A 13,670-nucleotide genomic window follows, 5' to 3' on the forward strand; every position below is an offset into this window, starting at 1 on the left:
TGCGCTGAGGTATTAGCCTTCCGCCGGGGCAAGGGCAATACGAAGAACGACATTTGCTGGGCAAAGCGCGCGCTGCAGCTCTTTTGTGAGCACCCCTCGGCAGGACGCGTCAAACAGCGCCCTCCCCGGCATAAAAAACCGCGCCCGAAGCGCGGTTCTCAAAATCACGACGCAGAGGGCGCCGCTTATTGAACCGGCTGCTCCATGCCGGCCGTGGTGTCGAGCGCGAGCTCGGCATTGCCGTCCATCTGATAGATGTCGTCGCGGAACTGGACGATGCCGTCGGGCATGCCCCAGGCGGAGATGTAGACGAAATAAACCGGAACTTCGGTGGCGAGCTTGATCGGCGTGTTGACGCCGCTTGCGATCACCTGCTCCATCTGCTGGCGGCTCCAGCCCGGCGTCTCGCGCAACAGCCAGGTCGACAGGTCGCGCACGTTCTGAACGCGGACGCAGCCTGACGATTCAAAACGCATGAGCTTGTTGAACAGGCCCTGCTGCGGCGTGTCGTGCATGTACTCGCCGTTCTTGTTGTAGAAGTTGATCTTCGTCGATGCCATGGCGTTGATCTTACCCGGGTCCTGGCGGAACATCAGGTTCGGCGCCTCGCCGTTCCAATCGACAGTCTCCGGAGAAACCTCATTGCCCTTGCCGTCGATCAGACGGATCGCGTTCTTTTCGAGATAGGTCGGATCCTTGCGCATGAGCGGCATGATGTCCTTTTCGACGATCGAGCGCGGCGCGGTCCAGTAAGGGTTGAGGATGACTTCGTAGATCTTCGAATTGACGAGATGCGTCGGGCGGCTCAGACGGCCGACGACCGCGGTGTGGCGCGTCGCGACGCTGCCGTCTTCGACGGCCTCGACATAGGCGGCCGGAATATTGACCATCAGATGGCGCCGGCCGAGATCTTCCGGGAAGGTCTGCAGGCGGACCAGGTTGGTGTTCAACTGCTGCAGGCGGACATCGGCCGGAATATTCATCGCCTTCAGCGTGAACTCGCCGAGAACGCCGTCGGACGGCAGGCCGTGACGCGCTTGGAAGCGTTTGACGGCGCCGTCGACATAGGAATCGAAGGAGTTCGACATGCCTGCCTCGCGCGGCAGGTCGCCGGTGATCGCAAGGCGCTGGCGCAGCGCCTGGACGGCGGGAGAGGAAACGCCGAGCTGCAGGCGCTGATCACCGGGATTGACTTCGGGCCAGCCGCCGGCTGCCGCAATCTGCTGATACTGCATGATCGCCTGCTGGGCACTCGCGACTGATTGGGGACCGAGGATCGGCGTGTTGGAAACGACGGCCGTCGCCGTGCGCGAAGCCGCCTTGGCATCGAACTGGTCATCCCAGTTGCCGCGGCGCGGTGCGTTGATCAGCGTATCGAGCGCCGACTGCGCCAATGCCGGCGCGGCCATCGCGCTGGCGCCTATCGTTGCCGCGGACGCCAGGAAAGCGCGGCGCGAGAGAGCTTCATTTCCGTTTTTCTTCGACATAGTCCCAACCACTGAATGCCGCTATGAAGGAAGCGCGGCGCTTTGCGATATCACTGCGCCTTAACGCAGATCCCTATCCATTCGTTCTCCCGGCACATCGGAAAATCCTGCCCACCGCATCACAAGATTGCGATGCGGAAGGCTGGATGTTCCTGGTCCATTGAAAGCGCCGGTTGTTAACCTTCCGCTGCCACACCAATATGGCCAATTCGTGTTGCCTGGACCGCAGATAGCTGTCGATGGCCGAGTCATCACGCAACGAACCATGTGACGAGGTAAATCGTGCCGGTTAATAACGGCTAAAAAACGGCTTGAATACCGGCTCTTACGCTTGCCTGCCATGCGTTGCAAAGATGCCACGGGCGCGAACGGCAAAACCGGACGCGCAGGGAACGCATCCGGTTTTCTTCAACCCTGAAAGGAGGTCGAGGGTCTTAGAGGCGGTACATGATCGAGTCGTTCCAGAAACGATCGAGACGCTGGAGCAGCTTGTTCATCTGGGTGAACTCGTCGGTGCCGATGCCGCCGACCTTATCGATCGAGGCGATGTGGCGTTCGTAGAGCTTGGCGACCGTTTCGGCGATGTCCTGGCCGGTTTCGGTCAGGCTGATGCGGACCGAACGGCGGTCGATGCGGGAGCGCTGGTGGTTGATGAAACCGAGGTCGACCAGCTTCTTGACGTTGTAGGATACGTTGGAGCCGAGATAGTAACCTCGCGAGCGCAGCTCGCCGGCGGTCAGCTCGGAATTGCCGATGTTGAAAAGGAGCAGCGCCTGGATGGCGTTGACGTCACTGCGACCCTGACGGTCGAACTCGTCCTTGATGACGTCGAGAAGACGGCGATGAAGACGTTCGACAAGATGAAGGGATTCCATGTAAAGATCACGGATGCCCTGATCCTGCTGGTCACGGAAGTTGGATACCGCCTGCGGCTTGATTTTCGTGTTCATATTGACTGCCTCACTGTTTTGTTTGGCGGTGTCGTTTTCTTCCCGCCTTGAGTGAGACCCTATCGAATACATATAAAATTCGACTTAAACCGCAGGCTTAATGGAGCCTTACCGGAAACCCCACGTTGTTTCAGGGTAAATCAACACTTACCTGGCGGCGGTGCCGGCGCTTTTCCAGCCAGAGCAACAGGCGGAAAATGCAGTAGACTACGGCGACCATGAGATGCAGCAGGATGATCAGCTTATTGGGCCCGAAAATGTCAGGCAGCAGACCATACATGAGAATCTGCCCGCCCGCTGCCAGCACCCAGATAACCGGCCCCCAGGAGACGGTGAGCCAGAGGCCGAGGGAGGCGACGGGGAAAAGCACGGCAAGGCTGGTGCTGGCCACCTTCCACGGCAGGCTCAAAAGATCGAATCGGCCGGCCCCGACCAGCGAATAACCGACGAGCATCGCCCAATATTGCAGCCCGAACCAGAAGCAGGATACGGCCACCAGCCTCAGGAACAGGATGAAGAGAAGATCCGCCAGCGTGCGTTTCGGTATTGTCGGGGAATCGGTTTCCATAGCGCAAACATCGGTTCGGGATCGGATCGTTACAAGCGGTTTTCCCGCCGCGGCCAATCGTCCGGTTTGGATTTTCCGGGCGCCATGATAATGAGCGCTCCGATAAATGGAATGGGCCAGGGACAGATATCATGCAGGATAAGACGCATCTCGTCGACGACATCACCGGCCATCGCCGCATGCGGCGCAATCGCAAGGCAGACTGGACTCGCCGGCTGGTGCAGGAGAACCGGCTGACGGTAGACGACCTGATCTGGCCGATCTTCGTCGTGCCGGGCTCCGGTATCATCGATCCGATCCCGGCCATGCCCGGCGTCAACCGTATGAGCATCGACAAAGCAGTCGAGGCCGCGCGCGAAGCGGCCGGCCTCGGCATTCCGGCGCTGGCGACCTTTCCCAACATCGAGATGGAGCTGCGCGACGAGACAGGTTCGAACAGCCTCGAGGCCAACAATCTGATCAATCAGGCCACGGCGGCGATCAAGAAGGCGGTGCCCAATATCGGCATCATCACCGACGTCGCGCTCGACCCCTTCACCAGCCACGGCCATGACGGCATTCTCAGAGACGGCGAGATCGTCAACGACGAGACGGTCGATCAGGTGGCGCGTGCCGCGGTGATGCAGGCCAATGCCGGCGCCGACATCATCGCGCCCTCGGAGATGATGGACGGGCGCGTCGGCGCGATCCGCAGCGCGCTCGATGCCGCCGGCCACCAGAGCGTCGGCATCATGAGCTATGCAACGAAATTCGCCTCCGCCTTTTATGGCCCCTATCGCGAAGCGATCTCGACCGGCGGCCTGCTGAAGGGCGACAAGAAGACCTATTATATTGACCCGGCCAACGGTACCGAGGCGATCCGCGATGCCGCCCTTGACGTCGAGGAAGGCGCCGACATGCTGATGGTCAAGCCCGGCCTGCCCTATCTCGACATCTGCTGGCGGATGAAGGAGGCCTTCGGCCTGCCGACCTTCGCCTACCAGGTTTCCGGTGAATATACGCAGATCAAGGCCGCAGCGATGAACGGCTGGATCGACGGCGAGCGGGCGATGCTCGAAACGCTGCTGTCGTTCAAGCGGGCGGGATGCGACGGCATCCTCACCTATTTCGCAGTCGAGGTGGCGAAAATTCTCAGCAAACGGTGATTTCGGGGCGAATGATTGTATTTCGCCCCGCCGACACCATATCAGCGGCGTCGCTTTTGCGAGAGGAGATTGAGATGAGCTACAACCCCAATCCGCTTTACGCCGCACCGGAGGACTGGCGCGCCTATAGCGGCGTGTTGAGCCGCCGTGTCTTTGCCTTCATCCTCGATTACCTCATCGTGGCGCTGCTGTGCATTCCCGCGGCGATCGTTTTGTTCTTCCTTTCGATCGTCACGCTCGGCCTCGGCTTCTTCCTCTACCCTGCCCTCTTCGTCATCGTCGCCGGCCTTTACTTCGGCCTGACCGTCGGCGGGCCGAGCCAAGCTTCGCTCGGCATGCGGGCAATGGGAATTGCGATCGTGCGCGTCGACGGCCGGCCGATGGATTTTCTGACGGCGATCGTGCATCTGGCGCTGTTCTGGATCCTCAACTCGGTGCTGACGCCGCTCATCCTGCTTGCCGGCCTATTTATCGAGCGCAGCCGTCTCATCCACGACCTCCTGGTCGGCACGGTGACGGTGCGCACTGCCTGAGACCTGCCGTCTAAAGACCTGGCGGCGGAGACGAAAAAACTCTCCGCCTTGCCTGTACCCGGCATCACGACGCTCCATATCCAAAGATTAGAAGACTGAAATGAAGGGCGGAGACCGCAGCGCTGTTGACGTTTTCTATTCTTAAGTCATGCTGTCAGAAAACGGCACTGTCTCGACAAGGAAACTTCCGCGACAAATGAATACGCAGACGACGCCATCCCCGCAGTTTTATCTGACGGCTCCGGCTGCGTGTCCGTATCTGCCGCATGAGATGGAGCGCAAGGTCTTCACCCATCTGGTCGGCCCGCGGGCCGCCGAGATGAACGACATCCTCACCCAGGGCGGGTTCCGCCGCTCGCAGAACATCGCTTACCGACCGGCCTGCGAATCCTGTCGCGCCTGCGTTTCCGTGCGGATTCTCGCCCAGGAATTCGAACCGACGAAATCGATGAAACGGGTGCTTGCCGCCAATTCCGATGTCATCGCCACGGAATTCGCAGCCCAGCCTTCCAGCGAGCAATATTCACTCTTCCGGCGCTATCTCGATTTCCGCCACCAGCAAGGCGGCATGTCCGATATGACCGTGCTCGATTATGCGATCATGGTGGAGGACACGCATGTGAACACGCGAATCATCGAATACCGCCGGCGCGAGGAAGGCTCCGGGCTGGAGGAGCGGCCGAAGGGCGAACTGCTTGCCGCCGCACTGACCGACACGATGAGCGACGGGCTGTCGATGGTCTATTCCTATTTCAATCCGGCGCTCGAGCGGCGTTCGCTCGGCACGTTCATGATTCTCGACCATGTCAGGCGCACGAAAGCGCTCGGTCTGCCGCATGTCTACCTCGGCTATTGGGTTCAGGGGTCACGGAAAATGGACTATAAGACCCGTTTCCAGCCGCAGGAGCATCTGACCCCGCGCGGCTGGGAACGTTTCGACCCCTCCTCCATGCCCGAAAGCACGCGCGACTGAATGTTCCCCACCGCTCTTTCCGATCATCGGAAAGGCCTGCTGCTGACGGCGATCGGCGGGCTGGCACTTTCCATGGATATCCCGCTCGTCCGCCTTGGCGACGGTGACATCTGGTGGGTTCTCGGAATGCGGAGCGCAGCAACGGTTGTCGCCACGCTCGTGATATTAGGAGCAATGCGCCTTGTTTCGGGCAAGTGGCCGGTCCTCGTTCCGGGGCGACCTGGTCTTATCGCCGGTCTGCTCTACGGTCTCTCTTCCCTAACTTTCGTGCTGGCCGTCTTCAATACGGCCACGGCCAATGTCGTCTTCATCGTCGCCTTCAATCCGATGTTCGGGGCGCTGCTTTCCTGGATTTTCCTCAAGGAGAAGCCCCCGGCGGCGACGCTGATCGCCATGCTGTTCATGATATCAGGCGTCGGACTGATTGTAAGCGAAGGACTTGCCAGCGGCCATATCTTTGGCGACGCCATGGCGCTTCTCAGCGCGCTCATTCTTGCCGCAGCCATTACACTCGGGCGTGCCTCGCGCCGGCAAATGGGCTTCGTGCCGCTGCTTGCCGCCATCCTGCCGGCCGCGCTCGGCCTCGCGCAAGCTCTGCCCTCAGCGTTTGCAATCGCCCATCCCGGCTGGATCCTCCTCAACGGCGCCGTCATGATGCCGGTCGCCTTCTGGTGTCTTGCAACCGGGCCGCGCTACCTCTCCGCACCTGAAGTCGGCATGTTCTATCTACTGGAAACGGTGCTTGCCCCGATCTGGGTCTGGCTGATCTTTGCCGAAACGCCCGTAACGACGACGCTCGTCGGCGGCGGCGTCCTGACGGCGACAATCGCCGCGCATTCCCTCTGGATGGCGCGGCGGAAGAGCGTCAGGCAAGTCTCGTGATGTGACGTTGTCGCCCTCTCGGCACCGTGTATAACAGCGTTAAAACAGAGGACAGAGCGATGAACGTCACGATCCGTAAGATCGGAAATTCCGAGGGTGTCATCATTCCCAAAGAGATCCTCGATCGCCTCGGTTTAAAAACAGGCGACTCGCTGGAACTCCAAATGGAAAATGGCGGCATCAATTTGAGGCCGGCTGAGGAAGATTTGTCTCGTCAGCTCGAGGTGGCACGACATTTCATGAACAAGTATAAGGTTGCTTTGAAGAAACTGGCCGAATAATGGCCTTCAAATTCCTGACAAGGCCATTGGTGGAGACTCTGCAGACAATGCAGATCGAGCGCTTCGGCGGGCTTGCCGGGTTGCGTGACGAAGGCGCTTTGGAATCCGCCCTCGGCCGACCGATGCATAAGGCCAATTACGGTTGCGACGATGTCATCGAACTCGCCGCAGCGTATCTTTTCGGCCTTGCCCGCAACTATGCATTCGTCGACGGCAACAAACGCATCGCGATCGTGCGCCGGTGTATTCCTTCTCGAAAATGGCTACGAGATCGAGACCACCGACGCGAATCTCTACGCTTTCGTCCTTGCCATCGCCGCCGGCGAGATTGACGAGGAAGGCGCGACACGCTTCCTTCGGGACTTCAGCGTGCCGCTCAACCGGTAGCCTTCAACTGTTGCTGTTCCAGTTCCCTGCCGAGCGCTTCGACGACATGCGCCCAGCCTTGCCGTGTTTTCTCCTCGTGTGCGGCCCATTCGGCGCACATTTCGTGGGTTAATGTCAGGCGGCTGCCGCCGCCGAGAGGCTCGATGTCGATTTCGACGCGATCGCAATTGTGGTCGTGCTCTTCGACGGAAAAGCTGAAGACCATGCGTTGCGGGCGCTTCAATTCCAGGAAGACGCCCTGATGAAAGGCGTCGCCGGTCGGGCGGCGGTCGACAACGAAGAAACGTCCGCCGACGCGCGGATCGATGTCGGCACGGATGACGTGACCCTCATCAGTCGCAAACAGGAAGCGGCGGGCAATTTCCGGATTGAGCCAAGCGTCGTAGACGGCCGCCGGCGGCGCCTTGTATGTGTGGCTGACATGCAATTTGATGGTGCTGGCGGGCATCGATTTTCCTCCGGTAGGGCACGCGCGCCTTCCCGAGGCGCAACGAACCGCAGCCGCTCCGTCCGCCCACGCAACCGGCCTTCTCTTCACTTTGATAACAGCAATGAGATAGAGAAGTTCCCGCGCCCGCCAAGAGCCGAGAGCGGAATTTAGTTCGACAAAAAATCAAGGCCTTACGGCGTCCTTTGCGCGCCTGAACAGCGCGCGGCGCTGTAAAGCCTCAGCCAGCGAATTTGCCACTGCGCGGGAAGCCCTTCGGCACGGTCCGTCCGGCGCTGGCGCGATCGCCCAGCCATTCGGCGAGTTCGTCCTTGTTCTTCGTGAAGGTGCGGCCGGCGCTGTCCTCCCAGACGAGGCCGTCTGATATCGCGAAGCATCGGACGTCGGAAATGCCGCCGTCCTTGTAGCGCTGCAGGCGCACGCCCTTGCCACGCGACATTTCCGGCACCTGCGCGAGCGGGAAGACCAGCAGCTTGCGGTTCTCGCCGACGACGGCGACGTGATCGCCGCTGACGGGCACCAGCAGCTGCGTTTCCTCCGGCAGCGCGACATTCATGATCTGCTTGCCTTTGCGCGTATTGGCGACCAGCTCCGCCTCTGGCACGACGAAGCCGTTCCCAGCCGTCGAGACGATCAGCTGCTTGCGCGAGGGATCGTGGACGAAGGCGGTCAGCACAGCCTGGTCGTTATCCATGTCGACCATGATACGCAAAGGTTCGCCGTGGCCGCGACCGCCCGGCAGCTTGTCGCCACCGAGCGTGAAGGCCTTGCCGCCTGTCGTAACGATCAGGATCTTGTCCGTCGTCTGCGCCGGGAAGGCCACTTTCAAGCCGTCGCCCTCCTTGAAGGTCAGCGTCGCCGTGTCGGCGATGTGGCCCTTCAGGGCGCGGATCCAGCCCTTTTCGGAAATGACGACGGTGATCGGTTCCTTCTCGATCATCGCCTGCTGGATCGCTTCCTCGTCGGCTTCGGGCGCATCGGCGAACTGGGTGCGTCGACGGCCGACCTCGGTCGCCTTGGCGAATTTCTTCTTCACTTCGCCGATTTCCCAGGCGACCGTCTGCCACTGCTTGTCGTCGGAGGCAAGCAACGCCTCAATCTCGCTCTTTTCCTTGGTGAGTTCGTCGAACTCCTTGCGGATCTCGAATTCTTCCAGCTTGCGCAGGGCGCGCAACCGCATGTTGAGGATTGCTTCGACCTGATTGTCCGTCAGGTCCCATCGCGCCATCATGACCGGCTTCGGCTCGTCTTCCTCGCGGATGATCCGGATCACCTCGTCGATATTGAGGTAGGCGATCAGAAGGCCGCCGAGGATTTCGAGACGCTTGTCGATCGCGGCCAGACGGAAGCGCGACCGGCGCTGCAGCACCTCGCGACGGTGGTCCAGCCACTCCTTCAGCACTTCGTTCAGCGCCATGACCTTGGGAATGCGCCCCATGGACAAGACGTTCATATTGAGCGGGAAGCGGCTTTCGAGCTCCGTCAGCTTGAACATCGATTCCATCAGGATCGTCGGATCGACGCTCCGGGACTTCGGCACCAGGACGATGCGGATATCCTCGGCCGATTCATCGCGGATGTCTTCGAGCAGCGGCAGCTTGCGGGCAATCAGCAACTCGGCGATCTTCTCGATCAGCCGCGATTTCTGCACCTGGAAGGGAATTTCGGTGATGACGATCTGATAGCCGCCGCGGCCCAGATCCTCCGTCTGCCATTTTGCCCGCACGCGGAAACCGCCGCGGCCGGTGCGGTAGCTCTCGATGATGCTGTCGCGGCTGTCGATGATGATGCCGCCGGTGGGGAAATCCGGGCCGGGAATGAACTCGACGAGCTTTTCGACCGTCGCATCGGGATGCTTGATCAGATGCAGGGCGGCATCGCATAGCTCATGGGCATTGTGAGACGGGATCGAGGTCGCCATGCCGACGGCGATGCCGGAGGAGCCGTTGGCGAGCAGGTTCGGGAAGGCGCCGGGTAGCACGACCGGCTCGGAATTGGATTCGTCGTAGGTGTCGCGAAAATCGACCGCATCCTGATCGATCCCTTCGAGCAGCAGTTCGGAGACCGCCGTCATCTTCGATTCGGTGTAACGCATGGCGGCGGGGCTGTCGCCGTCGATATTGCCGAAATTGCCCTGGCCGTTCACCAGCGTATAACGCTGCGAGAAATCCTGCGCGAGACGAGCCAGCGCGTCGTAGATCGACTGGTCGCCGTGCGGATGGTAGTTACCCATCACCTCGCCGACGATCTTGGCGCATTTTCTGAAGGCTGAAGTCGGCCTCAGCCCCATCTCGTTCATCGCGTAGACGATGCGGCGATGGACAGGCTTCAGCCCGTCGCGCACGTCAGGCAGGGCCCGGTGCATGATGGTCGATAACGCATAGGCGAGATAGCGCTGCTCAAGCGCCGCCTTCAGGTCGACCGGTTGGATGTTGTCGTCGTCTCCGCCGGAAGGCGGCAAAATCTCTTGTCCCATAGGTCCTGACTAGCCCAGAAGAGGCTGGCGGGCAAGGAATCCAGGTCATTGCAGCTGTGGATGAAGTCTTCCGGCTGATATCAAAGGATGAGACAAGCTCATCGCGGCAATTTGGATTTCGTTTGCCCTTCCCTTCAACAAAAAATTAGTGGGCCGCAATATAAAGCAGGCCCAATCCGTAGTAGCGTAACTGCAGATTTCCAACCGTCACACGCCACCAGAGGAATCACCCTATGAACTTTTACCGGACAACGCGGCTGATGCTGTCGGGCGCAGCCTTTTTCTCGCTCGCAGGCTCGGCTTTCGCTCTCGACGGCGCCGATCTGCTGAAGAAGCTCAATGCCGCCTATGCCGCGCAGGGCGGAACGATTTCGGCTGACGGCATCGATATCGACGGCACGACGGTGACCTTGAAGAACGTCAGCCTCAAACCGACCGGCGGCGAAAGCCTGCCTATCGGCGAAGTCACTCTTTCCGGTGTCGAGGAAGACGAGGACGGTGGTTACTATATCGAAGAAGCGACCTTCCCCGACATCAACAAGACCGAAGATGGCGTCACTGTGACGGCGCAGCAGCTGACGCTTGGCGGCATTTCGATCCCGTCAACGCCCGGCGGCGACTCGCTCGATACGATGATGCTCTACGAAACAGCCCATACCGGCCCGCTGAAGGTGGTCAAGGACGGCGCGGAAGTCTTCTCCGTGCTCGAAAGCAACATGAACCTGACATTGCGCGAAGACGAATCCGGCTTCGATTTCGACGGCGCTTTTAAGAGCATGAAGGCCGATCTCAGCAAGGCCGAAGATGCGCAGAGCAAGGACGCGATCGAGAAGCTCGCCCTGCAGCACGTCCAAGGCGACATCACCATGAAGGGCGCCTGGGAACTCGCGCCCGGCACGATCGACATTTCGGAATTCGCCTTCGACTTCACCAACATCGGCAAACTGAACCTTGGCTTCAAGATCTCGGGGTATACGATGGCCTTCATGAAGTCGATGCAGGATGCGATGAAGCAATCCGAAGCCAATCCGAACAAGGAACAGTCGCAGCAGGCGCTCGGCCTCGCCATGCTCGGCCTGATGCAGCAATTGTCCTTCGAGGGCGCAAAGGTGCGCTTCGAAGATGCCTCGATCACCAAGCGGGCGCTCGATTATGCCGGTTCGCAGCAGAACATGTCCGGCAAGCAGATGGCGGATTCGCTGAAGGCGATGACGCCGATCATGCTGGCGCAGCTCAATATCCCGGAACTGCAGAACGCCGTTTCGGCCGCCGTCAACACCTTCCTCGACGACCCCAAGAGCCTGACCGTCAAGGCCGCTCCCGAAAAGCCGGTGCCGTTCCCGACGATCGTCGGTGCTGCCATGGGCGCTCCGAACACGCTGCCGCAGGTGCTCGGCGTCAAGGTTTCGGCCAACGACTGATCGCTCAAATCTCAAGAAAGGGCCCGGCAGTTCCGCTGCCGGGCCCTTTCTTGTTTCAAATCAGACGATCCGCGCAAACAAAAAGCCCGGCGACGGCGGCCGCCGGGCTTTTCCATTCGACAATAAGCCGAACTCAGTCCTTCTTGACCGGCGGGATCGGCCGGATCGCGAGTTCTCGCAGCTGCGTAGGCGTCGCCGGGCTTGGGGCGCCCATCAGCAGGTCCTGAGCCTGCTGATTCATCGGGAAGAGCGAGATTTCGCGCAGGTTCTTCGCGCCGACGAGCAGCATGATGATGCGGTCGATGCCGAAGGCGGCGCCGCCATGCGGAGGTGCGCCATACTGAAAGGCGCGGTAGAGGCCGCCGAAACGGTCCTCGACGTCCTGCTGGCTGAGGCCGACCTTCTCGAAGGCGGCAACCATGGTTTCCGGCGACTGGTTGCGGATCGAACCCGAGGCGATCTCGAAACCGTTGCAGACGGCGTCATATTGGAAGGCCTTGATCGTCAAAGGATCCTGGTTCTGCAGCGCGTCGAGGCCACCCTGCGGCATCGAGAACGGGTTATGAGCGAAATCGACCTTCTTTTCTTCCTCGCTCCATTCGAAGAAGGGGAAGTCGACGATCCAGCAGAGCTCGAACCGGTCGCGGTCGACGAGGTTGAGTTCTTCGCCGGCCTTGGTGCGGGCCTCGCCCGCAAACTTATAGAATTTTTCCGGCTCTCCGGCGACGAAGAAACAGGCGTCGCCGTCATCGAGGCCGAGCTGAGTGCGGATCGCATCGGTGCGCTCCTCGCCGATGTTCTTGGCAAGCGGTCCGGCGCCTTCGAGCTTATCGCCTTCCTTGCGCCAGAAGATGTAGCCGAGGCCCGGCTGGCCCTGGCTCTGCGCCCAGGCGTTCATGCGGTCGCAGAAAGCACGCGAGCCGCCTGTTTTGGCAGGGAGCGCCCAGATCTGGACCTTCGGGTTGGAGGCGATCATGCCGGCGAAGACCTTGAAGCCGGAGCCGGCGAAATGCTCGGTCACCGCTTCCATGACGATCGGGTTGCGCAGATCAGGCTTGTCGGAACCGTATTTGCGGATCGCCTCGTCATAGGGGATGCGCGGCCATTCCTTGGTGACCGGCTTGCCTTCGGCAAACTCCTCGAACACCTTGGTCATCAGCGGACCCATCGTGTTCCAGACGTCTTCCTGGGTGACGAAGCTCATTTCGAGGTCGAGCTGGTAGAATTCGCCCGGCAGGCGATCGGCGCGCGGATCTTCGTCGCGGAAGCACGGCGCGATTTGGAAGTAGCGGTCGAAGCCTGCGACCATCAGCAGCTGCTTGTACTGCTGCGGCGCCTGCGGCAGAGCGTAGAAGGTGCCGGGATGAATACGGCTCGGCACGAGGAAGTCGCGCGCACCTTCCGGCGAGGAGGCAGTCAGGATCGGCGTGGTATATTCGGTGAAGCCAGCGCTGCCCATTTCACGGCGCATGGCCGAAATCACCTGGGTGCGCTTGACGATGTTCTTGTGCAGGGTTTCGCGGCGAAGATCGAGGAAGCGATACTTGAGGCGAACGTCTTCCGGATAATCAGGTTCGCCGAAGACTGGTAGCGGCAACTCCTTGGCGGCGGAGAGCACTTCGATCTCCTGGGCGTAGAGCTCGATCTCGCCGGTCGCCATGTTCTTGTTTACGGTGTCTTCGGTACGAGCCTTGACGAGGCCGTCGATGCGGATGACCCATTCGCCACGCACCGTTTCCGCTGTCTTGAAGGCCGGGCTATCCGGGTCGGCGACCACTTGGGTGATGCCGTAATGGTCGCGAAGGTCGATGAAGAGAACGCCGCCATGGTCGCGAACGCGATGGACCCAGCCGGCGATGCGGACGGTCGAGCCGACATCCGTCTTGCGGAGGGCGGCACATGTGTGGCTGCGGTAGCGATGCATAATCTCAAATCCTGGCATGTGGCTGAAGACGGCAGCAGGGGTTCGAAGACCCTCCCGCGCCGACAAGAAAATCGGGCGGAAAAGCGCATGGACGCTCCGATTTGTCAAGGCTTGGCGCGCCCCGCCCCCGGGTTTGGCATGCGTTTATGGCGAGGCTGCGACCCACAGGCTGCGGCAGTTTGGCCGCGTTTCCCG

General features: G+C 60.6%; 12 protein-coding genes and 1 pseudogene. 7 read left to right on the plus strand and 6 right to left on the minus strand.

Annotated elements, in window-relative coordinates:
* Positions 1-185: 185 nt before the first annotated feature.
* The 3 genes from CO660_RS09110 to CO660_RS09120 form a co-directional block, all read right to left on the minus strand.
* Positions 186-1,487, minus strand: a complete 1,302-nt coding sequence (locus CO660_RS09110; protein WP_097598435.1) for a L,D-transpeptidase family protein — start codon at positions 1,485-1,487, stop codon at positions 186-188.
* Positions 1,488-1,921: 434 nt separating this feature from the next.
* Positions 1,922-2,437 carry a MarR family winged helix-turn-helix transcriptional regulator gene (locus CO660_RS09115; RefSeq protein WP_004673822.1) on the minus strand — a complete coding sequence of 172 codons (516 nt, stop codon included), beginning with the start codon at positions 2,435-2,437 and terminating at the stop codon, positions 1,922-1,924.
* 130 nt (positions 2,438-2,567) lie between these two features.
* On the minus strand, positions 2,568-3,005 hold the full coding sequence (locus CO660_RS09120) for a DUF6163 family protein (protein ID WP_097598436.1): 438 nt from the start codon (positions 3,003-3,005) through the stop codon (positions 2,568-2,570).
* 131 nt (positions 3,006-3,136) lie between these two features.
* On the opposite strand from CO660_RS09120, the gene hemB reads away from it, so the two are divergent.
* From hemB to CO660_RS09150, 6 genes and pseudogenes are all read left to right on the plus strand, one after another.
* Positions 3,137-4,150, plus strand: coding sequence for a porphobilinogen synthase (gene hemB, locus CO660_RS09125; RefSeq protein WP_097598437.1), 1,014 nt, complete (start codon positions 3,137-3,139; stop codon positions 4,148-4,150).
* 74 nt (positions 4,151-4,224) lie between these two features.
* Positions 4,225-4,683 carry an RDD family protein gene (locus CO660_RS09130; RefSeq protein WP_064801688.1) on the plus strand — a complete coding sequence of 153 codons (459 nt, stop codon included), beginning with the start codon at positions 4,225-4,227 and terminating at the stop codon, positions 4,681-4,683.
* A 196-nt stretch (positions 4,684-4,879) separates the two neighbouring features.
* Positions 4,880-5,656, plus strand: a complete 777-nt coding sequence (locus CO660_RS09135) for an arginyltransferase (RefSeq protein ID WP_085777700.1) — start codon at positions 4,880-4,882, stop codon at positions 5,654-5,656.
* On the plus strand, positions 5,657-6,538 hold the full coding sequence (locus CO660_RS09140) for a DMT family transporter (protein ID WP_097598438.1): 882 nt from the start codon (positions 5,657-5,659) through the stop codon (positions 6,536-6,538).
* A gap of 59 nt (positions 6,539-6,597) precedes the next feature.
* Entirely contained in the window at positions 6,598-6,819 is a 222-nt protein-coding gene (locus CO660_RS09145; RefSeq protein WP_097598439.1) for an AbrB/MazE/SpoVT family DNA-binding domain-containing protein, read from the plus strand.
* Positions 6,819-7,206, plus strand: a pseudogene (locus CO660_RS09150) (type II toxin-antitoxin system death-on-curing family toxin). The gene CO660_RS09145 and the pseudogene CO660_RS09150 overlap by 1 nt, the downstream one beginning before the upstream one ends.
* Here the strand turns inward: CO660_RS09150 and CO660_RS09155 are convergent.
* Entirely contained in the window at positions 7,196-7,654 is a 459-nt protein-coding gene (locus tag CO660_RS09155; protein WP_097598440.1) for an SRPBCC domain-containing protein, read from the minus strand. The pseudogene CO660_RS09150 and the gene CO660_RS09155 overlap by 11 nt on opposite strands.
* A gap of 220 nt (positions 7,655-7,874) precedes the next feature.
* Complete coding sequence (gene parC / locus CO660_RS09160; RefSeq protein ID WP_097598441.1) at positions 7,875-10,130, minus strand: DNA topoisomerase IV subunit A; 2,256 nt, start codon at positions 10,128-10,130, stop codon at positions 7,875-7,877.
* A gap of 233 nt (positions 10,131-10,363) precedes the next feature.
* Between parC and CO660_RS09165 the strand changes: the two genes are divergently transcribed.
* On the plus strand, positions 10,364-11,551 hold the full coding sequence (locus CO660_RS09165) for a hypothetical protein (RefSeq protein WP_097598442.1): 1,188 nt from the start codon (positions 10,364-10,366) through the stop codon (positions 11,549-11,551).
* A 133-nt stretch (positions 11,552-11,684) separates the two neighbouring features.
* Here CO660_RS09165 and aspS read toward each other — a convergent pair whose 3' ends face one another.
* A complete protein-coding gene (aspS, locus tag CO660_RS09170) occupies positions 11,685-13,475 on the minus strand; it encodes an aspartate--tRNA ligase (RefSeq protein WP_097598539.1) in 1,791 nt (596 codons plus the stop codon).
* Between the last annotated feature and the right edge of the window lie 195 nt (positions 13,476-13,670).

The organism is Rhizobium sp. L9, from assembly GCF_002531885.1.
GTDB lineage: Bacteria > Pseudomonadota > Alphaproteobacteria > Rhizobiales > Rhizobiaceae > Rhizobium.